Below are 21,896 nucleotides of genomic sequence, written 5' to 3' on the forward strand. Positions count from 1 at the left end.
ACACCATAGGCCTAACTTGTGGAAAATAAAAGAACCGCCGCCGTTACATGAGTTAACGAAATCCTTAGCACGTAGGCCCATGCTCGGCCCTGAACCAGAAGGGTGAAGTCCGTCCATGTATGGCCGGTGGCGTAACAATCTGTCCCGTTGGGGCGTGCGCGAATGGGCGATGACGGGCCTGGCCTTCGTCGTGATTTGCGCCGTTGTGTTGACGGCTGGGCGGGGGCTGGCCTTTGGGCCGGACGGGCAAATTTCGGGAATCCGTTTCGGCGGCGACGCCCAGCGCACGCGGGTCGTGCTGGACCTGGGCAAGACCACGCGCGGACAGGTGATCGAGGACGGCACGACCGGTCGCGTCGTCGTGGCCCTGTCGGACGTGGCGCCAGGCCGAGGCCTGGACGGCAATGGCTCGGGGCTGGTGCGCGGCTATGAGGTGACGTCTGCGGGCACGTCGTCACGCGTTCGTCTGGATTTGGCGCGCGGCGCCGAGATCGAGCGCCGCTTCCTGCTGCCGCCTGGCGACGGGGTTCAGAACTATCGCTACGTCATCGACCTGAAGGCCACGGGCGCTGCCGCCGCTGTCGCCGCCAGCACGCCGCCGCGTCGCGAGCAGGCCCGCAAGGAAAAGCCGCTGATCGTCATCGACGCCGGTCACGGCGGTCGCGATCCAGGTGCGCAAGGCCAGCACATGCAGGAAAAGGCCGTCACCCTGGCCGCTGCGCGCGAACTGAAAGCAGCAATCGAGCGCACCGGCCGCTATCGCGTACGTCTGACGCGCGACAGCGACGTCTATGTCATTCACGGTCGTCGGGTGCAGATCGCGCGCGACGCGGGGGCTGATCTCTTTATTTCTCTGCACGCCGACGCCGGGACCGATCCGGCCCTGCGCGGGGCCAGCGTCTATACCCTGTCGGAGCAGGGCGCGGGTCGAGCTGTGCGTGAGTATACGCGTGGCGAGGATTGGCAGCGCGACCTGCGCCTTCCGGGGCGTGACCCCTCGGTCGACCGTATCCTTCTGGACATGACCCAGCGCGCCACCCAGAACCGCTCGGCCCAGTTCGCGCGCGTGCTGCTGACCCACCTGGAAGGCGACAACCATCCGCTGTTGCGCCGCAGCCACCGCGACGCCGGCCTGGCCGTCCTGCTGGCGCCAGACGTTCCGGCCATTCTGCTGGAGATGGGCTTCATCACCAATCCCGAGGACGAGCGCGTCCTGACCGACGAACGCGCCCGTCGCCGCCTCATGCGCTCGGTCGCCGAGGGTATCGACCGCTACTTCCGCGAGCCCTCGGCGCCGGTGATGGTGGCCGGCGAGGTCGCCGGCGGCGGCTGACCTATTCCTTCAGCGCCGCCTTGGCGCGGTGGAATATCTCCTCGAACATTTCCGGCGTTAGACGGCCCGTATTCGTGTTCAGTCGCGAGCAGTGATAGCTGTTGATGATGGTATAGGCGCCGGCCTTGCCCTCGACGCCGTGGCCGGCGGGGATGGCTGTGCCGGGATAGCCCAGGGTTCGCAGGATGCTGCGTCGCGACACGTCGCCTAGCGTCACGATCACCTTCAGCCGGGGCAGGGCGGCCAGACGGTCAATCAGGAAGGGGCGGCAGGTGTTTTCCTCGTCGCCGGTCGGCTTGTTCTGCGGCGGGGCGCAGCGCACGGCGTTGGTGATCATGCAATCCACCAGCGTCAGGTCGTCGTGACCGTCGGGATCATAGCTGCCTTGCGCGAAGCCGGTCTTCCTCAGGGTGTCGAACAGCAGCCAGCCGGCGTGGTCGCCGGTGAAGGGGCGGCCGGTGCGGTTGGCCCCCATACGGCCGGGCGCCAAGCCTGCGATCAAGAGGCGGGCGTTGGGATCGCCGAAGGAGGGGGCGGGACCGTTCCACCAGTCCGGGTTCTGGCGGATGTTCTCCTGACGATAGGCGACCAGGCGCGGGCACAGGGGGCAGTCGCGCGTCGGTTCAGGGTTCAGGAGGCGGCTCACGTGCGGTCGCTCCGGTCCAGGGTGCGGGCGACGCCCTGGTTCATGGCGGTCTTGGGTTTGCTGAAATGGGTCATGACATCGGACAGGTCGATGAAGGCGTCAGCCTGACGACGCAGTTCGTCGGCGATCTGGGGTGGCTGGCAGCGGGTGGTCGAAACAACGGTCACGCGGACGCCCTTGGCTTGAATGGCCTCGACCAGTCGGCGGAAGTCGCCGTCGCCCGAGAACAGGAAGATGTGGTCCAGCCGCGGGGCCAGCTCCAACATGTCGACCGCGATCTCGATGTCCATATTGCCCTTGGTGCGGCTGTGGCCCTGGGCGTCGGTGAAGCGTTTGGCGGGCTTGGTCGTCACGGTGAAGCCGTTGTAATCGAGCCAGTCGACCAGCGGGCGGACGGGCGAGAACTCTTCGCCCTCGACGATCGCCGTGTAATAATAGGCGCGCACCAGCTGACCCTTCTGGCCGAACCAGTCGGACAGCTTTCTGAAGTCGAGATCGACGTTGAGCGCGCGAGCCGCCGAGTAGAGGTTGGCGCCGTCGATGAACAAGGCGATGCGGTCGCCCGTGTGGCCAGTCATGAATATGAGTCCGTGGAAATGGTCGAGAATATGAGCGTCCCGACCGAAATCCCCGATGGCGACCTTGATCTGGACGGCGCAGTCATCGTCGCGCTGGGCTGTAATGACAAGGGCGTCTGGGCTTCTTGTGAACAAGCCCTGGAGGCTGCGCTAGCGCGCTTTCGCGCCGAGGGCGTCGATATTCTGGCGCGATCGTCGTGGTGGACTTCAAAGGCCTGGCCCGATCCGACTGATCCGCCGTTTTTGAATGGCGTGGTCATTGTGCGTACGGCGCACGATCCCGCCGTCTTGATGAGCAAGCTGTCCCGCATGGAGGATGTGTTTGATCGTCGTCGCAGCGCACGCAACGCGCCGCGAACCCTGGATCTGGACCTGATCGCCTATGGCCGGCTGAACGGCGACCTCGAGGGACTGATCCTGCCGCATCCGCGCGCGGCCGAGCGGTTGTTCGTCATGGGGCCGCTGGCTGAGATCGCGCCAGAGTGGCGGCATCCGACTTTAGCAGGCGACGCGGCGACGCTGGCGGCCCAGGCGACCGTTGCAACGGACGCGCGGCCTCTGTCCCGTTGACCCCGCTGGGCGGGCCGTTAGGGTCTGTCCGAATGACACCGGGAGACAAGATCATGTTCCTGCCCGCCTTGGCCGTAATCGCTCTGGTTCAAACGTCTCCGGCGCCGGCCTCGCCGCCTGCGGGGACGGGAGTGGTGATCCGCGAGGCCTCGACCATGGTGCGTCAGGTTCCGCCACATAACGGCGAGGGCATGAGCACCGCCTATCGAATCTCGGACGGCGTGCCGAACCGGGCGATGGAGTTTCGCAAACGGGTCATGCATCCAGGCGCGGCTATCGGCCTGCACCCGATCGCCCACGACGAAGTCTATTATGTGGTCAGCGGGGAGGGCGAGGTGACGTCGGACGGGGTGACCACGCCGGTGCGGGCGGGCGATGCGGCCTATCTCTTCGACGGCAATGTCGTCGGCATTCGTCAAACGGGAGAGGTGGACCTGGTGCTGATCATCAGCTATCCGCTGGCCCAAAGGAAGAACTGAGGCGTTTCGCGCCGCATTCCAGCCTTCGCGGCGTTGCACAATCACGCCTAACCCTATATTTTGTGCGGTTCTCCCTGCCGCCAGAGGAATTTCATGGCCCGCGTCACTGTCGAAGACTGCATCGAGAAGGTGCCGAACCGCTTTGGTCTGGTTCTGCTGGCCGGCCACCGCGCCCGCAACATCGCCAATGGCGCAGCGCTGACGGTTGATCGCGACAACGACAAGAACCCCGTCGTGGCTCTGCGCGAAATCGCCGACGACACCGTCGTGCCGGAAGAACTGCGCGAGAACATCATCACCACGCTGCAACGCGTCGATGAGCGCACCGAAGCCGAGGACGAAGCCGAGATCGTGGCGCTGCTGGCTGAGCCGCAGCACATGAACATGGCCGAGGCCGAACTGATCCGCGCGCTGCAAAGCGATCGGGACGGCGGCCAGGAGGAACGCTACTGACGGCTGAGCCTGTCAACGGCGTAATTATTCTTCCGGCGCGATCCCTCGCGGACCCGTCGTCGGACCAAGTCGCGAATCAGATAGACCAGACGGCGTCGCTCCCTACCGGGGCGGCGCCGTTGTCGTCTGAAGCCCCCTCCGAGTTCGAGTCTTCCCAGTCTGTGTCCCAAGCGTCCGAAGCCAAACGCGCCCCGATCATGCGCCAGTTCGAACTGATCGAGGCGGTCAAGGCCTATGACCCGACCGCAGACGAGGCGCAGCTGAATCGCGCCTATGTCTATGCGATGAAGATGCATGGCTCGCAGTTGCGGGCCTCGGGCGATCCCTATTTCGCGCATCCGATCCAGGTCGCGGGCATCCTGACCGACTACAAGCTGGATACGGCGACCATCGTCACGGCCCTGCTGCACGACGTGGTCGAGGACACCTCGGCCACGCGCGACGACATCGCCGCCATGTTCGGCGAGGAGGTCGCCGTCCTGGTCGAGGGCGTGACCAAGCTGTCGCGGCTGGAGCTTCAGGCAGAGCACACGCGTCAGGCCGAGAACCTGCGCAAGTTCATTCTGGCGATTTCCAAGGACGTGCGCGTCCTGCTGGTCAAGCTGGCCGACCGTCTGCACAACATGCGCACGCTCCAGTACGTCAAGCCGGAGAAGCGCGAGCGCATCAGCCGCGAGACGCTGGAAGTCTATGCCCCGCTGGGCCGCTCCATCGGCATCCACTCCATCGCGTCGGAACTGGAAGAGCTGGCGTTCGAGCATCTGAACGCCACGGCTCGGGTCGCCATCCAGCGGCGTCTTGAGGCGCTGAAGCTGGAGCATGGCCGCGCCATCGAGGGCGTATCGCGTGAGATCGAAACGGTTCTCAGCGAGGCCGGCATTACAGCCCACGTAAAGGGCCGAGAGAAAACGCCCTATTCGATCTGGCGTAAGCTGCAGCGCAAGTCGGTGGGCTTCTCGTCCCTGTCGGACATCTATGGCTTCCGCGTCATCGTCGAGGCCGAAGACGACTGTTACCGCGCCTTGGGCGTCATCCACCGCGCCTGGCCCATGGTGCCGGAGCGGTTCAAGGACTTCATCTCGACGCCCAAGTCGAACAACTATCGCTCGCTGCACACCACGGTCGTCGGTCCGGGGGGGCTGCGCATCGAGATGCAGATCCGCACCGAGATCATGGACCGCGTGGCCGAGGACGGCGTCGCGGCGCACTGGGCCTACAAGAACCACTCCTATGGCTTCGACCGCGAGGCGATGGAGGCCGACGGCGGACGCGATCCGCTGCTGAACCTGCGCCATCTGGTTCAGGTCATCGAACACGGCGAGGGCGGCGAGGACTGGGTCGAGCACGCCAAGCTCGAAATGTACCTGGATCAGGTCTTCGTCTTCACGCCGAAGGGGGCGCTGATCACTTTGCCGCGCGGCGGCATGGCGCTGGACTTCGCCTATGCGGTCCACACCGAGGTCGGCGACACGGCGGTGGGCGTCAAGATCAACGGCGAACTGAAGCCGATGCGTACGGCGCTGCAAAACGGGGACGTGGTCGAGATCATTCGCGGAACCAAGCGCGAGGTGCCGACCGACTGGCGCAGCCTGACCGTCACGGGCCGCGCCCGCTCGGCCATCCGCCGCCATATCCGCACGTCCGAGCGCGACGAGTTCGTGCGTCTGGGCAAGGCCACGCTGGAGCAGACCCTGGAGCGGGCGGGCAAGTCGCTGGCGGACGTCAAGCTGACCGAGACGCTGAAGACCTTCGCCATCGCCACGGAAGAGGATCTGTTCGACGCCATCGGCCGGGGCCGTTTGGCCGCGACCAAGATCGCCGAAACCATCTTCCCCGCGCTGAAGGGGCAGTTGAAAGCCGGGCCGGAACGCAAGCGGATCGGCAATGAGCAGGCGCGCCTGTTCGTGCGCGGCAGCGGCCTGACGCCCGGCGTCAGCATCCACTTCGGCGCCTGTTGCAGCCCGGTGCCGGGCGACCGCATCGTCGGCATTCTGGAACCTGACAAGGGGCTGACGGTCCACACCATCGACTGTCAGACCTTGGCGGACTTCGCCGACGACGACAGCGTCTGGCAGGACCTGCAATGGACGCCGCAGGCCGAGCAGGACGCGGTGGCGGCGGCTCGTTTGCGCGCCACCATCCGCAACGCGCCCGGCGTGCTGGGGCAGGTGGCCACCATCATCGGCGAGGCTGGCGGCAACATCCTGAACCTGTCTATGGCCCACCGTCAGCAGGACTTCTTCGACGTCGACATCGACGTGGAGGTCGAGGACGCGCGCCACGCGACCATGATCATCGCGGCGCTGCGCGCCAATCCGTCCGTCGATACCGTGGACCGCGCGCGCGGCTGATCGCCTGCGCGTCTGATTTTGAAGGCCGAAATGTCTCCCGAACAACAAGCACTCGCCAACGCCGCTCAACTGGCGTCGCCCTCCTATCGTCTAGCCGCCCTGGATCGGGATTTTCTGCTCGGCGAATCGATGCGCGGCGTGCGCTTCCTGATGGAGTACGAAAAGGCCGAGGAGGCGCTGAAGGCCTGGGGCGTGCGCTCGACCATCGTGGTGTTCGGTAGCGCTCGCGTCGGCGTCAACGGCGATGGGCGTCACGCTCACTGGTACGAACAGGCGCGACAGTTCGGCCGCATCGCCTCGGAGCGGGGCGGGGCCTTCCGCGGCTCGCCGGGCGAGGTGCGCGACAATGTCATCGCCACGGGCGGCGGCCCGGGCATCATGCAAGCGGCTAACCAGGGCGCGCACGAAGCCGGGGCGCCGTCCATCGGCTTCAACGTCACCCTGCCGCACGAGCAGGTCCCGAACCCCTGGTCGACGCCGGAGCTGACCTTCCAGTTCCACTACTTCGCCATGCGCAAGATGCATCTGGCCATGCGCGCCAATGGTCTGGTGGTCTTCCCCGGCGGGTTCGGCACGCTGGATGAGTTGTTCGAAATCCTGACCCTGCGTCAGACCGACAAGGCGCCGCCGATTCCCATTGTCCTGTTCGACGAGGCCTATTGGCGCTCGGTCATCAACTTCGACACCCTGATCGAGCACGGCATGGTCAAGGCCTCGGACATGGAACTGTTCGCCTTCGCGGACGACGCCGAGACGGTGTGGGCCAAGCTGCTGGAAGGCGGGCTGAAGCCAAACTGCGACATCAAGTAGGTCGCTCGGCTTGAGGGGCGGGGATGCAGGGTCTAAGGGAGCCTTCCATGAACACTGAAGACGTCCTCAACGAATTCCGCGACGCCGGCGCCCTGCGCGAAGGCCATTTTGTCCTGTCGTCCGGCCTGCACAGCCCGGTCTTCCTGCAGAAGAACCTGGTCTTCATGGACACGCGCCGCTGCGAGCGCCTGTGCAAGGCTCTGGCCGACAAGATCGTCGCCACAGTCGGACCGGTCGACGTGGCCATCTCGCCCGCCGTCGGCGGCATCATTCCCGGCTATGAGACGGCGCGCCACCTGAACGTGCGCTCGCTCTACGTCGAGCGCGAAGGCGGCGAGTTCAAGCTGCGCCGCGGCTTCACCGTCGAGCCGGGCGAGAAGGTCGTTATGGTCGAGGACATCGTCACGACCGGTCTGTCGTCGCGCGAATGCATCGCCGCCATCCAGAAGGCGGGGGGCGAAGTCGTCGCCGCCGCCTGCATCGTCGACCGCTCGGGCGGTCGCGCCGACGTGGCCGTGCCTTTGATCGCCCTGGCGACGCTGGACGTGCCGGCCTATCCGGCCGACGCCTTGCCGCCTGAACTGGCCGCCTTGCCGGTCGAGGACCCGGGCAGCCGTCGGCTGTCGAAGTAAGAGAAAGAGAACGGGATGAAGCGCGAGCGGGTTCGTCTGGGCGTCAACATCGACCACGTCGCCACGGTTCGTAACGCGCGCGGCGGCGCTCATCCCGATCCGGCCCGCGCGGCCGAGGCGGCGCTGGCGGCGGGAGCGGACGGCATCACCGCCCACCTGCGCGAGGATCGCCGTCACATCACGGACGCCGACATCGACGTGCTGACGGCCCTGTGCCGCCGCGCGGGCAAGCCGCTGAACTTCGAGATGGCGGTGACGGAAGAAATGCTGGCCATCGCCCTGCGTCACCGTCCGCACGCCGCCTGTCTGGTGCCGGAACGGCGCGAGGAGGTCACGACCGAGGGCGGTCTGGCCGTCGCCGGTCATGAGGCCCGCATCGCCCCCGTGGTGAAGGCTTTGTCGGACGCGGGGATTCGCGTCAGCCTGTTCATCGAGCCGTCCGAAGCCCAGGTCGAGGCCGCCGCCGCCGTGGGCGCCCAGGTGGTCGAGTTCCACACCGGCCGCTATTGCCATCTGACCGATCCGGCGGAACGCGCCTTCGAGCTGGACCGTCTGGCCGCCGCCGCCGCCCAGGCGGATATTCTGGGGCTGGAGGTCCATGCCGGGCACGGTCTGGACTACGCCACGGCCAGCGTGGTTCTGGCCATTCCCGAGATCAAGGAGCTGAACATCGGCCACTTCCTGATCGGCGAAGCGGTCTTCGTCGGTCTGGACGCCGCCATCCGCCGGATGCGGACGGCGATGGACGAGGCGGTGGCGGGAGCGAGTCGGTGATCATCGGCATCGGCGCCGATATGTCGGACATCCGGCGGATCGAGGCGTCGCTGAATCGATTTGGCGACCGGTTCAAGAACCGCGTCTTCACCGAGATCGAGCGCACCCGTTCGGATCGCAAGCCGGACCCGGCCTGGAGCTACGCCAAGCGGTTCGCGGCCAAGGAGGCCTGCGCCAAGGCCTTGGGCACAGGGATGCGCGCCGACGTCTATTGGCGCGACATGGGTGTGGTGAACCTGAAGTCGGGGCAGCCGACCCTGGCCCTGACCGGACATGCCGCCGAGCACCTGGCCCGGCTGATCCCGCCGGGGCATGAGCCGCGCATCCACCTGACCCTCAGCGACGAACACCCTTATGCTCTCGCTTTCGTGGTCATCGAAGCCTTGCCCGTGGCGTAATCAGCCTTTACGCCTCAAGCTTCAAACCCCGCGTTCGGCGGGGGATTCGAGCAGACCATGAGCGACGACCCCAAGGCGAACGGCGGCGCCGGCAATCCTGCCATAGACCCCACCGAGCAGCGCCCGATCTGGAGCGACGACGGCGACGCCCCCTTCGACATGGGCGACGATCCCGAAGCCCTCGACAGCGACAAGCCGATCTACGCCACGCCGCGTCCCAAGAAAGCCAAACGTGTGAAAAAAGAGAAGTCCGAGACCAACGAGACGGTCGAGATCATCAAGACCGTCGTCTTCGCACTGCTGATCGCCTTCGTGCTGCGGGTGCTGCTGTTCCAGCCCTTCACCATCCCCTCGGCCTCGATGGAGCCCAACCTCTATGAGGGCGACTACATCGTCGTGTCGAAATGGTCCTATGGCTACTCCAAGCACTCGATCCCGTTCAGCCCGCCGCTGTTCGACGGCCGCATCCTGGGCAAGGACCCGACGCGCGGGGACATCGTGGTGTTCAAGCTGCCGCGCGACAACAAGACCGACTACATCAAGCGCGTGATCGGCCTGCCGGGCGACAAGGTGCAGATGATCGCCAACAAGCTGTACATCAACGGCGCCCCGGTGAAGGACGTTATCGTCAGCCGCGCCGAGATGGCTGACATGTTCGGCCCGCGTCCAGTGACGCAACTGCGCGAGACCCTGCCCAACGACAAGAGCTTCATGATCCAGGACTTTGGTCCCGGCGGCGATCTGGACGACACCCCGGTCTATGAGGTGCCGGCCGGCCACTTCTTCATGATGGGCGACAACCGCGACAATTCGATCGACAGCCGCGTCGAGATGTCCTCGGGCGTGGGCATGGTCCCTGCCGAGAACCTGGTCGGCAAGGCCGAGATCATCATGTTCTCCTGGTCGCCGGGCGCGTCGCTGTTCAATCCGGTCAGCTGGTTCGCCAACCTGCGTCCCAGCCGGTTCTTCAAGATCCTCGACTGATGGCGAACGTACGGGCCGAGGCCGTCGCCGCGCTCCGGCGTCGGCTGGGCCATGATTTCGCCGATCCGACCTTGCTGGAACGCGCCCTGACCCACGCCAGCGTGGGTGAGGGCGGGGGACAGGTTGACGGTCGCACCATCGCCGACAATGAGCGGCTTGAGTTCCTGGGCGATCGGGTGCTGGGTCTGTTGGTCGCCGACCGCCTGACGCGGGACTTCCCCTCGGCGGACGAGGGGCAACTGTCGGCGCGACTGCACGCCCTGGTGGACAAGAGCGCCTGCGCCCGCGTCGGCGAGCGGCTGGGCGTCGGCGCGGCGCTGCGCCTGTCGGCGGGCGAGACCAAGTCGGGCGGCCGCAGAAAGGCCGGAGTCATCGCCGATGCTGTCGAGGCTATTCTGGCGGCCGTCTATCGCGACGGGGGCCTGACGGCGGCCAAGGCCATGTTCGATATCGCCTGGGCCGAGGAGTTTGCGTCTCCCCCGGCTGCGGCCCTGAGCAATCCCAAGTCCGCTCTGCAGGAGTGGGCCCAAGCCCAAGGGCGTCCGCTGCCGACCTATCGGGTGGTGGAACGTACCGGATCAGATCATGCTCCGACCTTCGTGGTCGAAGCGACGGTGGTCGGTTTCGACCCCGAGAAACAAACAGGACGTTCACGTCAGGAAGCGGAAAAAGCCGCAGCCACGGCGTTGTTGAAACGAGAAGGCGTAATTTGACCGAGACCCTCAACCCGAACCAGCGCGCGGGCTTCGCCGCCATCATTGGCGCGCCCAACGCCGGCAAGTCGACGCTGGTGAACCGCCTGACGGGCTCCAAGGTCTCGATCGTGACCCAGAAGGTCCAGACCACGCGCTTCCCCGTGCGCGGCATCGCCATCGAGGGTGACGCCCAGATCGTTCTGGTGGACACGCCCGGCATCTTCACGCCGCGCCGTCGTCTGGACCGCGCCATGGTCGCCTCGGCCTGGGGCGGGGCGCAGGACGCCGACGTGGTGCTGCACCTGATCGACGCGCCTTCGCATATCGCGTCGGAAGGTCGTGACGGCACTCCCGCCGACCGCAAGTCCGCCGAGGACACCGAGACCATCATCGCCAATCTGAAGGCGACGGGGACCAAGGTCCTTCTGGGCCTGAACAAGATCGACGGCATGCGTCGCGACACCTTGCTGGCCTTGTCGCAGCGCCTGTTTGAAACCGGCGTCTATGAAGAGGTCTATATGATCTCGGCCCTCAGCGGCGACGGCGTGGACGACCTGAAAAAGCGTCTGGCGCGTTCCATGCCCGCCGGTCCGTGGCTCTACCCGGAAGATCAGTCCGCCGACGTGCCGGTGCGCGTTCTGGCCGCCGAGATCACCCGCGAGAAGGTCTATCTGCGCGTTCACGAGGAACTGCCCTATTCGGCGGCTGTCGAGACGACCTCGTTCGAGGAAAAGGCCGACGGTTCGGCCCGCATCGAGCAGACCATCTATGTCGAGCGCGAAAGCCAACGTCCTATCGTTCTGGGCAAGGGCGGCCAGACCCTGAAATGGATCGGTCAGAAGTCGCGCGAGGAACTGATCGAGCTGCTCGACCGCCCCGTCCATCTGTTCCTGACCGTCAAGGTCGACCCCAAATGGCAGGACAGCCGCGCCCTTTACGCCCAGTTCGGGTTGGATTTCGACGTCTAAAAAACGTGGTTTAGTATCGTGTTTGTAGTTCCCAAGTCCGCTGGCGGGCGGCCCTGGTTCCTCGGATCCCTGGCCGCGGTCGCCCTGGTTTGCGCCGGCGCCGGCGCCTGGATCGTGCACGCCATTGCGCCGGAGACCCAAGCGGCGACGGCGACCAAGGTCCGGCTGCCCGAGCGGCCGCCGGTCGAGGTGGTCGAGGCCCTGCCGCAACTGAAGGCGCGGCTGGACTATCTGGGAGAGCGCAAGCAGTTCATGGGCGCCATACTGGTGGCCAAGGGAGATCAGGTCCTGTTCCGGCAGGTCTATGGCAAGGCGAACTACGAAAACGATCAACCGCTGAAGCTGGACACCCGATTCCGCCTGGCCTCGGTGTCCAAGCAGTTCACCGCCGCCGCCATCCTGAAGCTTCAGGACGAGGGCAGGCTGTCGGTCAACGACCCCGTCTGCCAATGGATCGAGACCTGCCCGGATGCGTGGAAGCCGCTGCGCATCCACCACCTGTTGTCGCACACCTCGGGCATTCCCGACCTGATGGCCCAGTCCGAGTGGGGACGCATCCGCGTCACGCCGCGCACGCCGAAGGAGCTGACCGAGACCTCGGCCCGCTATGGTCTGCAGTTCGAGCCGGGCACCAAGATCCGCTATGACAACGCCGCCTATAATCTGGCCGCCGAGATCGTCGCTAAGGCCAGCGGCAAGCCGTTCGAGATCTATCTGAACGACGCCATCCTGAAGCCCCTGGGCCTGAAGGACACGGGGTCGGACGCTCACGCTGACGCGCAAGGTCTGGCCATGGGCTACGCCAACTTCCCCGGCGGTCTGGCGGCCCAGCCCATCGCCAACGTGAGCGTCGTCTATGGCGCCGGCGCCCTGTATTCGACGCTGGACGACATGCTGGTGTGGAACCAGGCCCTGCATAAGGGCCACGTCCTCAGCGACGCCTCCTACGCCCAGATGATCGCGGACCACGCGCCCGAGGGTACGCCCAAGGAGCGAGGCCGGGCGCACCGGGCCTATGGCTACGGCATCTACGTCAACAGTCTGGGCGAGCAGGTGAAGCCCGCCTTTGACGACAAGCAAATCTATCACACGGGCAGCTGGGCCGGGTTCCGCAACCTGGTCCTCTATCAGCCCGAGGCCGACGTGACCGTGGTGGTTCTGTCGAACAACTACCACCAGCGCGACCTAGTCTTCATGCTGAGCCAGCAGGCCATGGCCGAGGCTCTGGGCCGCCCCTTCCCGACGGGCTTGAACCGCTAGGCGCAGCCCCCGGCGGGCAGGCCTGACCAGTCCATGGGCACGAAGGCGCGGGGCAGGCGCAGGGCGATCCGATCTCCGGCCAGCGCGGCCAGCTGCTTCATCGTCTGATCGAAGCGATCAATCGCATAGGGGAAGGGCTTCAGCGGCTCATCCAGCGAACGCGAAAAGTCGTCCCAGTGGATCGGGACGACCAGCCGCGCGCCGGTCGCCGCCACGGTGTCGCGCCAGTAGGCGGCGACGGCCTCAGGGCCTTGCCGTGACAGGTGGCCCACGCCCAGCATGACCACATCGGCGCGCAGCCCGTGGAAGGCGTCTCCCGGATGGCCGGCGCTGGGCACGATCAGGATGCGGCACGTTCCATGCTGGATCAGGAAGGAATGGGCGCCGCCCTCGGGGTAGGTGCGGGCGCGGGCGGGGATGCGGAAAGCCGCCGCCGTGGCGCCCGCAGCGACGTCGCCGGGCGAGTGGGGCGTGCGGAAGGGCGTGACCCGAAATGCGCCGACCGTCGAGGGCTGGCCTGACGTCATGGGATGCACGGGGGCCGTGACGCCCTCGGCTGCGGCGATGACCGCCATCGTGTCGCTGCCGTGCAGGGCCGCGCCGTAGGCCTTGGCCAGACTGGCCGAGTCCAGAGCATGGTCGAAATGGGTGTGGGCGACATAGAGGGCCGAGATGCGGCGGATGTCGGCGTGCTTCAGATGCCGGGCGATGGCGGCCTGATCCGGGCGCAGGGGCTGGGTAAGCAGGGCGACGACGCCGGGGCGGCTGAGGTAGCCGTCGATCATGACGACATCCCGGCCGTCGTCGAAGGTCAGGGTCGAGGTTCCGAGGAAGCGGACGGTCAGTTGGCCCGGTTTGGCGGGCTCGGCCCGGGACTGCGAGCGACGGATAGGCTTCAGCCGAGGGGCGCAGGGTGAAGGCGGCGACCAGTCCTGCAAGCGCCAGCCCCCCAAAGGCAAGCGCGGCGTGGCTCAACCGCCGTTTCGATGATCCCCGCCGCATGCCCGCCCTCCGTTTGGAGAGCGACGATACGCGTCATGCGGCGAGGGGCAAGGCGAAGCTTAGGGCTTCATCGAGCCGGTTTCGATGAAGCGCTGGTGCCAGGACAGGGCCTCGGTCAGCAGGTGGGGCGATTGCAGGCCGTAGGAGCCCTTCAGCGCGCGGGCGTAGTAGTCCTTCAGCGCGTCGCGATAGTCGGGGTGGGCGCAGTTGGCGATGATGACCTGGGCGCGCTGCTTGGGCGACAGGCCGCGCAGGTCGGCCAGGCCCTGTTCGGTGACGATGACCTGCACGTCCTGGGTGATGTGATCGACGTGGCTGGCCATGGGGACGATGGCGGAAATCTTGCCGCCCTTAGCCGTCGACGGCGTGACGAAGCAGGAGATGTAGGCGTTGCGGGCGAAGTCGCCGGAGCCGCCGATGCCGTTCTGGATGCGCGACCCCATGACGTGGGTCGAGTTGACGTTGCCGTAGATGTCGGCCTCGATCAGGCCGTTCATGGCGATGCAGCCCAGGCGGCGGATGATCTCCGGGTGGTTCGAGATCTCCTGCGGACGCAGGATGATCTTGCCGCGGAACTGCTCCATGCGGCTATTCAGGTCGGCGGCGGCCTCGGGGCTGAGCGAGAAGGCGGTGGCCGAGGCGACGGTCAGCTTGCCGGAGTCCAGCAGGTCCAGCATCCCGTCCTGCAGCACTTCGGTATAGGCGGTCAGGTTCTCGAACGGGCTGTTCTGAAGGCCCGCCAGCACGGCGTTGGCGACATTGCCGACGCCTGATTGCAGCGGCAGCAGATGGGCGGGCAGACGGCCCAGCTTCACCTCGTGCTGCAGGAACTCGATCAGATGCCCGGCGATGGCCGTGGCGCTGGCGTCGGGCGCGGCGAAGGGCAGGTTGCGGTCGGGACTGTCGGTCTCGACGATGGCGGCGATCTTGGACGGATCGACGCGGAACACCGTCTCGCCGATCAGGTCCGTCGGCTTGGTCAGCGGGATCGGCACGCGGGCGGGCGGCAGGGCCGTGCCGTAGTAGATGTCGTGCATCCCCTCCAGCGCCGGGTTCTGCCAGCTGTTGACCTCCAGGATGATGCGGTCGGCGCGGTCCAGCCAGGTCTTGTTGTTGCCGATCGACGACGAGGGGATCAGCGAGCCGTCCTCGCGGATGCCGGAGACCTCGACCACCGCGGTCTCCAGCGGGCCGAGGAAGCCTTGCCAGGCGACCGGCGCCACCTGCGACAGGTGCATGTCCAGGTATTCCATCTCGCCCTTGTTGATCTTCTCGCGGGCGATGGGGTCGGAGTTGTAGGGCAGGCGGAACTCGATGCCGTCGGCCTTGGCCAGGGCGCCGTCCAGCTCGGGCCCGGTCGAGGCGCCGGTCCAGACCTTCAGCTTGAAGGGATTGCCCGCCGCGTGCTCGGCCTCGATCCGCTCGGCCAGGGCCATGGGCACGACCCTGGGGATAGCCCGAGCCGGTGAAGCCGCTCATGCCCACGGTCGAGTTGGCCGGGATCAGGGCGGCGGCGTCCTGGGCGGACATGATCTTCGACTGCAGGGCGGCGTTGCGGACGCGGGACATCGGAAACCTGACGGCTGCGGCCCAGTGAGGGCGCGGGGGGACGGAGCGGACATAGGCGCCGCATCACCCTGATTCCAATACGGCTTTGGTCGTAACAGTCCGTGATCACAAAGGCGTCAGCCGCCGGGCTTCCAGTCCGCCGCCGGGTTGGTGTTGATCATCCAGGGGATGCCGAACTTATCCGTCAGACTGCCGAAACCGGGCGACCAGAAGGTTTCGGAGAAGGGCATCGACACCTTGCCGCCTTCGGACAGGGCGTCGAAGACCTGCCGCGCCTTGGCGAGGTCGTCTGTGTGATAGGAGACGTCGAAGCCGTTCTTGGGCTTGTCGATGTTCGGCGCGAATTCGGGCGGCATGTCGGACCCCATGATGGCTTGATCTCCGACCTCCAGCCATCCGTGCATCAGCCAGTCCTTGTACTTGGGATCGACAGGCATGTCGGGCGGGCCGTCGCCAAAGGGGAAGGCGGCGGTGACCTTGCCGCCCAGAACGCGGGCGTAGAAGTCCAGCGCCTCGCGGCACTGGCCCTGGAAGCTGAGACTGGTGACGATCTTCATGGGACCACTCCGGGCTGTCGGGTTGGAGGTCTGAACGCGCGGGGCGGCCGTCGTTTCCTTTCTCTCAGGGAGGGAGACTTTTCTCCGCTCATCCCGGCGAAGGCCGGTATCCAGATCATATGACGGAACGGCTGTTTCCAAAGGGCGGGGGCTACTCCATCCAGAATGGGCGACGTGCCTTACAATCTGGATCCCGGCCTTCGCCGGGATGAGCGGATTTGGGGTGAGTGCGCCCAGACTGTAGCCATATCGCAAGGGATCGGAAGCCGCCGCTTTTGTCTGCGATAGAACAGGACTAGAACATCTGCATGATCACCGCCGCCCTGATGATGCTCCACCTGTCGGCCGCTCCGGTTCAGGCCGCGCCTGCCGCCGAAGCTGAAACCGCTCCCGCCGAACGCACGCTGGACGCCATGCACGCTGCGGCCTCAGCCGCTGACGGCGAGGCCTATTTCGCGAGCTTTACGGCGGACGGCCGCTTCATCGGCACGGACGCGACCGAGCGGTGGACCCTGCCGGAGTTCAGGGCCTATGCCATGCCCTACTTCTCGCAAGGCAAGGGCTGGACCTATCGTCCGTCGGCGCGGTAGTGACGATCGCGCCCATAGACTGCCGCTGTGTCGCATGGTTCGACGAGGTGCTGGACAATGACGCCTATGGCACCACGCGTGGCTCGGGCGTGCTGCGTCTGACCGAGGATGGCTGGAAGATCGAGCAATATGTCCTCAGCTTCGCCGTGCCGAACGACAGGGCGCGCGCTGTCGTTGATGCGATCAAGGCCGACTGATGGAGGTTCAGGACGACGCCTTTGTCCTGTCGGCGCGGGCGCATGGGGATACGGGGGCGGTGGTCGAACTGCTGACCGAGCGGCACGGCCGTCGCGCGGCCTATGTCGCGGGCGGGGCGTCGAGGAAGATGCGGCCCTTCTTGCAGGCGGGGGCGCGGGTGGTGGCGGATTTGCGGTCGCGGACCTCGGACCAGCTGGGGTCGGCGCGGCTGGAGCCGGTGGGCGAGGGGCCGGCGGCCCTGTTCGACGATCCCCTGGCCCTGGTCGGGCTGAACGCTGCGGCGGCGGTGGCGCAAGGGGCTCTGCCGGAGCGTGAACCGCATCCGGGGGCCTTTCTGGCTTTCGAGGCCATGATGGGGGCATTTGCTTTGCCCGAAGTCTGGCCCGCCATTTTCGTGCGGTTCGAGGCAGGGCTGCTGGAAGACCTGGGCTTTGGCCTCGACCTGTCGCGCTGCGCCGCCACCGGGTCGATGGACGACCTGATCTATGTCAGCCCGCGCACGGGACGCGCCGTCAGCCGCGAGGCGGGCGCGCCCTATGCCGATAAGCTGCTGAACCTGCCGCCCTTCATGCTGGGGGCGCAGGCGGGCTTGAGCGAAGGCGACGTGAAGGCCGGGCTGGACCTGACCGGGCATTTCCTGGAGCAGTTCGTCTTCCACGCCCTGAACAAGCCGCTGCCGCCCGCGCGGGTGTGGATGATCGAGCGGCTGGCCGAGGCCGGGCGGCTCTAGCCGAAGGTGAAGGCGAAGACCTGAACCCCGGGGTCGAGGAACTCGATCTCGAAGGTGCGTTCGCGCGCGCCGCCCGACTGACGCACCAGTTGATACAGGCGCTGGCTGTCGATCTGGCCCAGACCCTGCGCGTCGATGTCCACGCCGGCGTCGGCGCCCGGCGCCTGACCATCGATGCGGATGCGGAAGCGCACGGGCTGGCCCATGCTGCTGGGTCCCATGACCAGATGCAGGTCGCGGGCCTTGAAGCGGAAGGCCAGGCGTCCGCCCGTGCCCTGAAGGTCGGCGTGTTCGGAGCGCACGATCCAGTCGCCGGACAGGCTCCAGTCGTTCAGTTTCAGGGGCGCGGCCGCATAGGTCTTGCGCTCGTCGAAGCCGAAGCCGCCGGGCGAGACGAAGTGCTTGGCGCGGGCGTAGCCGACGTAGGTTTCGGGGGAGGCGACCTCGGCGGTGGCGGCGGCCTCGGCCCCTTGGGCACGGACCTGGACCACGGCCTGATCAACATTGGCGGCGCCGGCCTCCTTCAGCAGTTGCTGGATGACCCGCTCCGAGTGCTCGTAGTCGCCCTCGCCGAAGTGGTGGTAGCGGATGTTTCCCTTGGCATCGATGAAGTAGTGGGCCGGCCAGTAGCGGTTGTCGAAGGCGCGCCAGATGGCGAAGTCATTGTCCATGGCCACGGGATAGGTGACGCCAAACCGGCGCACGGCGTCGCGGACATTGGCGGGCGACTTCTCGAAGGCGAACTCGGGCGTGTGGACGCCGATCACCACCAGGCCCTGATCACGGTATTTCTCGGCCCAGGCGCGGACATAGGGGATGGTCCGCACGCAGTTGATGCAGGAGTAGGTCCAGAAATCGACCAGCACCACCTTGCCACGCAGCTGTTCGGTGGTCAGGGGCGGGCTGTTGATCCACTCGGTCGCGCCGGTCAGCGGCGGCATGGCGCCTTCGACAGGCAGGGCGTTCAGCGGGGCGCGGGCGGCGTTCATGGGCTGGGCGGCGCCGAAGCGGCTGAGCAGGCTCTGCTCGATGCGGTTGGTGCCGCCGCTGGACAGGCGGGTCAGCAGGCCGGTGTCGAGGCCAAGCGCAATGGCCGCGACGCCGATCAGGACCAGAACGCCCAGACCTTTTCGCAGCCATTCGCCGACGCCGAGCGACCGCTTCATCGTCTGGAAGACCTTGCCGCCGATCAGCAGGGCCATGGCCAGGGAGGTGGCGGCCCCGGCGGCGTAGGCGGCCAGCAAAAGGGTCGTGCCGACGCTGGCCCCTTGCAGCGCGGCGCCCGTCAGGATCAGGCCCAGGATCGGGCCCGCGCAGGGCGCCCACAGCAGACCGGTGGCCACGCCCAGCAGGAAGGAAGGCCAGACGCCGCCGCCGGATTGCTGCTCCGCGCTGGCCTTCTCGGTCAGGCGCGAGCCGAGCGCCACTAAGGGTCTGGTCAGCCGGTCCGCCAGCGAGGGCATGATCAGGGTCAATCCCAGCACCGCCATCACCGCCAGGGCGATCCAGCGCCCGACCTGATTGGCCTGCACCGCCCAGCCGCCGCCGACCGCCGCCAGCGTCGCTACGCCCGCAAAGGTCAGGGCCATGCCGAGCAACAGGGGCAGGCCGCTTTTCATGAAAGGCTGGCCCGCGCGTGCGAAAACAAAGGGCAGGACCGGCAGGATGCAGGGGCTGAGAATGGTCAGCGCCCCGGCCAGATAGGACAGCAGGATCAGGAGCATCGTGTCAGTCCTCGGGGCTCAGACCCTGATGTTACGTTGCGAACAACGCCGCGGATGGCACCGGGTTACAGGAGGCGTTGCAGACGGCTGACGGCGTCACGGGTTTCCTGCGCCAGAGCCATCGACCGAGGCGATGGAGATGGAGCCCAGCGCCCCGGCGTTCGACACGGCCGCCGCCAGCTCGGGCGTGGAGGTCCCGGCCATCGGGGCCTGAATGATCGGCAGATCGAGGCCCAGGCGGTCGGTGAGGGCGGTCTTCATGGCGGGGTCCTGACCTGTTCGGCGGCGGCGCTCCACAGATAGGCGCCGATCGTCCCCGCGTCAGCCGCAGGCTGCGCTAGACTTTGTCGTTCAGATCACCGATTCGAAAACACATGACCATCCACACCCCGACGCCTGAAGGCGGCCGCATCGTCGAAGAGCCGATGAGCGAGGCGCTGTCGAAGCGCTATCTCGCCTACGCCCTGTCCACGATCACCAACCGGGCCCTGCCCGACGTGCGCGACGGCTTCAAGCCGGTGCACCGCCGCATCATGTACGCCATGCACCAGATGCGGCTGAACCCGCAGGCGGCGGCGCGCAAATGCGCCAAGGTCGTCGGCGAGGTCATGGGCGGCTATCACCCGCACGGCGACGCCTCCATCTATGAGGCCCTGGTGCGTCTGGCGCAGGATTTCGCCCAGCGTTATCCGCTGGTCGACGGTCAGGGGAACTTCGGCAACATCGACGGCGATAGCGCCGCGGCCATGCGCTATACCGAGTGCAAGCTGACGCCCGCCGCCGTCCTGCTGCTGGACGGCATCGACCAGGACTCGGTCGACTTCCGCGCCACCTATGACGATCAGGACGAAGAGCCGGTGGTCCTGCCGGCCGGCTTCCCCAACCTGCTGGCCAATGGGTCGTCGGGCATCGCCGTGGGCATGGCGACCTCGATCCCGCCGCACAACGTCGGTGAACTGATCGACGCCTGTCAGCTGCTGCTGGAACGGCCCGAGGCGACCACCGAGGAACTGGTGCAGATCGTGCCGGGGCCGGACTTCCCGACCGGCGGTGTGTCGGTCGAAGGTCATGCCTCGATCCTGGACGCCTATGAAACGGGCCGGGGCGGGGTGCGGCTGCGCGCGCGCTGGGAGACCGAGGACCTGGGGCGCGGCGTCTGGCGCATCATCGTCACCGAGATGCCCTATCAGGTGCAGAAGAGCCGCCTGATCGAGGCCCTGGCCGACCTGATCGAGAACAAGAAGGCGCCGCTGCTGGGCGACGTGCGCGACGAGTCGGCGGAAGACATCCGCCTGATTCTGGAACCCAAGAACCGCACCATCGAGCCCGAGATGCTGATGGAGAGCCTGTTCAAGCTGTCCGATCTGGAGGTCCGCTTCCCGATCAACATGAACGTGCTGGACGCCACGGGCACGCCGCGCGTCATGGGCCTGAAGGACTGCCTGCAAGCCTTCCTGGATCACCGCCGCGTGGTGCTGAACCGCCGGTCGCAATGGCGTATCGAGCGGGTCGAGAAGCGACTGCACCTGTTGGAAGGCCTGCGCATCGTCTTCCTCAACCTGGACGAGGTGATCCGCATCGTTCGCGAGGAGGAGCAGCCGAAGGCGGTTCTGATCGCGCGCTTTGGTCTGAGCGAGCCGCAAGCCGACTACATCCTCGACACCCGTCTGCGTCAGCTGGCGCGGATCGAGGAAATGGCGATCGAGAAGGAATTCAATGCTCTGTCGGAAGAACTTGCGGCGCTGAAGGCGCTGACGTCTTCGGAAGGCAAGCAGTGGAAAGCCATTTCCAAGGAGCTGGAGGTCGTGCGCAAGGCGCTGATCTCGCCGCGCCGCACGACCATCGGCGAGGCGGTGGACGCCTCGGCCTTCGTGGCGCCCGAAGCCTTCATCCCGCGCGAGGCCATCACCGTCATCCTGTCGGAACGCGGCTGGATCCGCGCCGCCAAGGGCAAGGTCGAGGATCCGTCGGAACTGAAGTTCAAGGAGGGCGACAGCCTGGCCTTCCTGGTGCCGACCTTCACCACCGACAAGCTGCTGGTAGGGGCGTCTGACGGGCGTATCTTCACCATCGGGGCCGACAAGCTGGCCTCCGGGCGAGGCCACGGCGAGCCGCTGCGTCTGATGATTGACCTCGATGAAAAAGCCGAGATTATCAATGTCCTGGCGCACGAACCGAATGCGAAGCTTCTGGTCGCGTCCAAGGCCGGTTACGGCTTCGTCGCTCCCGAGAACGAGCTTCTGGCGCAGAAGCGCGGCGGCAAGCAGGTGCTGAACGGCGAGATGCTGGCCATGCTGCGCGTCACCGGCGACCACGTCGCCACCATAGGCGAGAACATCAAGGCGCTGATCTTCCCCATCGCCGAGCTGCCCGAAATGGGCCGGGGCAAGGGGGTCAAGCTGCAGGGCTACAAGCAGGGCGGTCTGGCCGACGTGGCGGTGTTCAACGCCGAGACGGGGCCGGAATGGGCCGACGGCGGCGGTCGTCGCCGCAACTGGCCCGACTGGAAGGACTGGCTGGGCAAGCGCGCCAGCGCCGGGCGTCAGGGGCCGCGCGGGATGCGCAAGTTCCGCTGATCTAACCTGTCAGGATTGT

Annotated in this window: 23 protein-coding genes and 1 pseudogene; 17 read left to right on the forward strand and 7 right to left on the reverse strand. The window is 66.6% G+C overall.

Features of this window, described 5'->3' with window-relative positions; genetic code table 11:
* Positions 1 to 115: 115 nt before the first annotated feature.
* Entirely contained in the window at positions 116 to 1,333 is a 1,218-nt protein-coding gene (locus HNP51_RS05350; protein ID WP_184267924.1) for an N-acetylmuramoyl-L-alanine amidase, read from the forward strand.
* A gap of 1 nt (position 1,334) precedes the next feature.
* On the opposite strand, the gene HNP51_RS05355 is transcribed toward HNP51_RS05350, so the two are convergent.
* Complete coding sequence (locus HNP51_RS05355) at positions 1,335 to 1,979, reverse strand: uracil-DNA glycosylase (protein WP_184267926.1); 645 nt, start codon at positions 1,977 to 1,979, stop codon at positions 1,335 to 1,337.
* The gene (locus HNP51_RS05360) at positions 1,976 to 2,557 is read right to left on the reverse strand and encodes an NYN domain-containing protein (RefSeq protein WP_184267928.1); all 582 of its coding nucleotides are present in this window, start codon (positions 2,555 to 2,557) and stop codon (positions 1,976 to 1,978) included. The genes HNP51_RS05355 and HNP51_RS05360 overlap by 4 nt, the downstream gene beginning before the upstream one ends.
* 30 nt (positions 2,558 to 2,587) lie before the next feature.
* Here HNP51_RS05360 and folK point away from each other — a divergent pair, with 30 nt between their 5' ends.
* From folK to HNP51_RS05420, 12 genes are all read left to right on the forward strand, one after another.
* Positions 2,588 to 3,127, forward strand: coding sequence for a 2-amino-4-hydroxy-6-hydroxymethyldihydropteridine diphosphokinase (gene folK, locus HNP51_RS05365; RefSeq protein WP_260398342.1), 540 nt, complete (start codon positions 2,588 to 2,590; stop codon positions 3,125 to 3,127).
* A 53-nt stretch (positions 3,128 to 3,180) separates the two neighbouring features.
* Positions 3,181 to 3,606: a cupin domain-containing protein gene (locus tag HNP51_RS05370; RefSeq protein ID WP_184267930.1), complete on the forward strand. Its 426-nt coding sequence runs from the start codon at positions 3,181 to 3,183 to the stop codon at positions 3,604 to 3,606.
* A gap of 93 nt (positions 3,607 to 3,699) precedes the next feature.
* Entirely contained in the window at positions 3,700 to 4,059 is a 360-nt protein-coding gene (gene rpoZ, locus HNP51_RS05375) for a DNA-directed RNA polymerase subunit omega (RefSeq protein WP_184267932.1), read from the forward strand.
* A 197-nt stretch (positions 4,060 to 4,256) separates the two neighbouring features.
* On the forward strand, positions 4,257 to 6,410 hold the full coding sequence (locus tag HNP51_RS05380) for a bifunctional (p)ppGpp synthetase/guanosine-3',5'-bis(diphosphate) 3'-pyrophosphohydrolase (RefSeq protein WP_184267934.1): 2,154 nt from the start codon (positions 4,257 to 4,259) through the stop codon (positions 6,408 to 6,410).
* A gap of 30 nt (positions 6,411 to 6,440) precedes the next feature.
* A complete protein-coding gene (locus tag HNP51_RS05385; protein ID WP_178827798.1) occupies positions 6,441 to 7,220 on the forward strand; it encodes a TIGR00730 family Rossman fold protein in 780 nt (259 codons plus the stop codon).
* Between the two features lie 47 nt (positions 7,221 to 7,267).
* Positions 7,268 to 7,852 carry an orotate phosphoribosyltransferase gene (gene pyrE / locus HNP51_RS05390; protein ID WP_184267936.1) on the forward strand — a complete coding sequence of 195 codons (585 nt, stop codon included), beginning with the start codon at positions 7,268 to 7,270 and terminating at the stop codon, positions 7,850 to 7,852.
* Positions 7,853 to 7,867: 15 nt separating this feature from the next.
* The gene (locus HNP51_RS05395; RefSeq protein WP_184267938.1) at positions 7,868 to 8,626 is read left to right on the forward strand and encodes a pyridoxine 5'-phosphate synthase; all 759 of its coding nucleotides are present in this window, start codon (positions 7,868 to 7,870) and stop codon (positions 8,624 to 8,626) included.
* Entirely contained in the window at positions 8,623 to 9,024 is a 402-nt protein-coding gene (gene acpS / locus HNP51_RS05400; protein ID WP_184267940.1) for a holo-ACP synthase, read from the forward strand. The genes HNP51_RS05395 and acpS overlap by 4 nt, the downstream gene beginning before the upstream one ends.
* Before the next feature lie 57 nt (positions 9,025 to 9,081).
* Positions 9,082 to 10,008: a signal peptidase I gene (gene lepB / locus HNP51_RS05405; protein ID WP_184267942.1), complete on the forward strand. Its 927-nt coding sequence runs from the start codon at positions 9,082 to 9,084 to the stop codon at positions 10,006 to 10,008.
* Complete coding sequence (gene rnc, locus HNP51_RS05410; protein ID WP_184267944.1) at positions 10,008 to 10,721, forward strand: ribonuclease III; 714 nt, start codon at positions 10,008 to 10,010, stop codon at positions 10,719 to 10,721. Before lepB ends, rnc begins: the two co-directional genes overlap by 1 nt.
* The gene (gene era, locus HNP51_RS05415; protein ID WP_184267947.1) at positions 10,718 to 11,671 is read left to right on the forward strand and encodes a GTPase Era; all 954 of its coding nucleotides are present in this window, start codon (positions 10,718 to 10,720) and stop codon (positions 11,669 to 11,671) included. Before rnc ends, era begins: the two co-directional genes overlap by 4 nt.
* A gap of 18 nt (positions 11,672 to 11,689) precedes the next feature.
* A complete protein-coding gene (locus HNP51_RS05420) occupies positions 11,690 to 12,931 on the forward strand; it encodes a serine hydrolase (RefSeq protein WP_184267949.1) in 1,242 nt (413 codons plus the stop codon).
* On the opposite strand, the gene HNP51_RS05425 is transcribed toward HNP51_RS05420, so the two are convergent.
* The 3 genes and pseudogenes from HNP51_RS05425 to HNP51_RS05435 all read right to left on the reverse strand — a co-directional run bounded on the left by HNP51_RS05425 (position 12,928) and on the right by HNP51_RS05435 (position 16,059).
* Complete coding sequence (locus HNP51_RS05425) at positions 12,928 to 13,869, reverse strand: MBL fold metallo-hydrolase (RefSeq protein ID WP_184267951.1); 942 nt, start codon at positions 13,867 to 13,869, stop codon at positions 12,928 to 12,930. The genes HNP51_RS05420 and HNP51_RS05425 overlap by 4 nt on opposite strands.
* Before the next feature lie 123 nt (positions 13,870 to 13,992).
* Positions 13,993 to 15,463 (reverse strand): annotated as a pseudogene (locus HNP51_RS05430) (acetyl-CoA hydrolase/transferase family protein).
* A gap of 155 nt (positions 15,464 to 15,618) precedes the next feature.
* A complete protein-coding gene (locus HNP51_RS05435; RefSeq protein ID WP_184267953.1) occupies positions 15,619 to 16,059 on the reverse strand; it encodes a VOC family protein in 441 nt (146 codons plus the stop codon).
* 308 nt (positions 16,060 to 16,367) lie between these two features.
* On the opposite strand from HNP51_RS05435, the gene HNP51_RS18480 reads away from it, so the two are divergent.
* From HNP51_RS18480 to recO, 3 genes are read left to right on the forward strand one after another with little or no spacing between them, the layout of a single operon-like run.
* A complete protein-coding gene (locus HNP51_RS18480) occupies positions 16,368 to 16,649 on the forward strand; it encodes a nuclear transport factor 2 family protein (protein WP_260398343.1) in 282 nt (93 codons plus the stop codon).
* Complete coding sequence (locus HNP51_RS18485) at positions 16,649 to 16,846, forward strand: nuclear transport factor 2 family protein (protein ID WP_311769904.1); 198 nt, start codon at positions 16,649 to 16,651, stop codon at positions 16,844 to 16,846. The genes HNP51_RS18480 and HNP51_RS18485 overlap by 1 nt, the downstream gene beginning before the upstream one ends.
* Complete coding sequence (gene recO, locus HNP51_RS05445; RefSeq protein ID WP_184267955.1) at positions 16,846 to 17,577, forward strand: DNA repair protein RecO; 732 nt, start codon at positions 16,846 to 16,848, stop codon at positions 17,575 to 17,577. The genes HNP51_RS18485 and recO overlap by 1 nt, the downstream gene beginning before the upstream one ends.
* Here the strand turns inward: recO and HNP51_RS05450 are convergent.
* Entirely contained in the window at positions 17,574 to 19,301 is a 1,728-nt protein-coding gene (locus HNP51_RS05450; RefSeq protein WP_184267957.1) for a cytochrome c biogenesis protein DipZ, read from the reverse strand. The two genes, recO and HNP51_RS05450, sit on opposite strands and share 4 nt — an antisense overlap.
* Before the next feature lie 96 nt (positions 19,302 to 19,397).
* Entirely contained in the window at positions 19,398 to 19,562 is a 165-nt protein-coding gene (locus tag HNP51_RS05455; RefSeq protein WP_184267959.1) for a nitronate monooxygenase, read from the reverse strand.
* 113 nt (positions 19,563 to 19,675) lie between these two features.
* On the opposite strand from HNP51_RS05455, the gene parC reads away from it, so the two are divergent.
* Positions 19,676 to 21,877: a DNA topoisomerase IV subunit A gene (parC, locus tag HNP51_RS05460; RefSeq protein WP_114818061.1), complete on the forward strand. Its 2,202-nt coding sequence runs from the start codon at positions 19,676 to 19,678 to the stop codon at positions 21,875 to 21,877.
* Positions 21,878 to 21,896 lie beyond the last annotated feature (19 nt).

The sequence above is a fragment of the Brevundimonas bullata genome, assembly GCF_014207965.1.
Lineage (GTDB): Bacteria > Pseudomonadota > Alphaproteobacteria > Caulobacterales > Caulobacteraceae > Brevundimonas > Brevundimonas bullata_A.

Excerpts from the sequence above, each read along its gene's own strand:
- HNP51_RS05350 (WP_184267924.1), top strand. The coding sequence starts at position 116 with ATGTATGGCCGGTGGCGTAACAATCTGTCCCGTTGGGGCGTGCGCGAA.
- HNP51_RS05360 (WP_184267928.1), bottom strand. The coding sequence starts at position 2,557 with ATGACTGGCCACACGGGCGACCGCATCGCCTTGTTCATCGACGGCGCC.
- folK (WP_260398342.1), top strand. The coding sequence starts at position 2,588 with ATGAGCGTCCCGACCGAAATCCCCGATGGCGACCTTGATCTGGACGGC.
- HNP51_RS05370 (WP_184267930.1), top strand. The coding sequence starts at position 3,181 with ATGTTCCTGCCCGCCTTGGCCGTAATCGCTCTGGTTCAAACGTCTCCG.
- rpoZ (WP_184267932.1), top strand. The coding sequence starts at position 3,700 with ATGGCCCGCGTCACTGTCGAAGACTGCATCGAGAAGGTGCCGAACCGC.
- HNP51_RS05380 (WP_184267934.1), top strand. The coding sequence starts at position 4,257 with ATGCGCCAGTTCGAACTGATCGAGGCGGTCAAGGCCTATGACCCGACC.
- HNP51_RS05385 (WP_178827798.1), top strand. The coding sequence starts at position 6,441 with ATGTCTCCCGAACAACAAGCACTCGCCAACGCCGCTCAACTGGCGTCG.
- pyrE (WP_184267936.1), top strand. The coding sequence starts at position 7,268 with ATGAACACTGAAGACGTCCTCAACGAATTCCGCGACGCCGGCGCCCTG.
- HNP51_RS05395 (WP_184267938.1), top strand. The coding sequence starts at position 7,868 with ATGAAGCGCGAGCGGGTTCGTCTGGGCGTCAACATCGACCACGTCGCC.
- lepB (WP_184267942.1), top strand. The coding sequence starts at position 9,082 with ATGAGCGACGACCCCAAGGCGAACGGCGGCGCCGGCAATCCTGCCATA.
- rnc (WP_184267944.1), top strand. The coding sequence starts at position 10,008 with ATGGCGAACGTACGGGCCGAGGCCGTCGCCGCGCTCCGGCGTCGGCTG.
- HNP51_RS05435 (WP_184267953.1), bottom strand. The coding sequence starts at position 16,059 with ATGAAGATCGTCACCAGTCTCAGCTTCCAGGGCCAGTGCCGCGAGGCG.
- HNP51_RS18480 (WP_260398343.1), top strand. The coding sequence starts at position 16,368 with ATGATCACCGCCGCCCTGATGATGCTCCACCTGTCGGCCGCTCCGGTT.
- recO (WP_184267955.1), top strand. The coding sequence starts at position 16,846 with ATGGAGGTTCAGGACGACGCCTTTGTCCTGTCGGCGCGGGCGCATGGG.
- HNP51_RS05450 (WP_184267957.1), bottom strand. The coding sequence starts at position 19,301 with ATGCTCCTGATCCTGCTGTCCTATCTGGCCGGGGCGCTGACCATTCTC.
- HNP51_RS05455 (WP_184267959.1), bottom strand. The coding sequence starts at position 19,562 with ATGAAGACCGCCCTCACCGACCGCCTGGGCCTCGATCTGCCGATCATT.
- parC (WP_114818061.1), top strand. The coding sequence starts at position 19,676 with ATGACCATCCACACCCCGACGCCTGAAGGCGGCCGCATCGTCGAAGAG.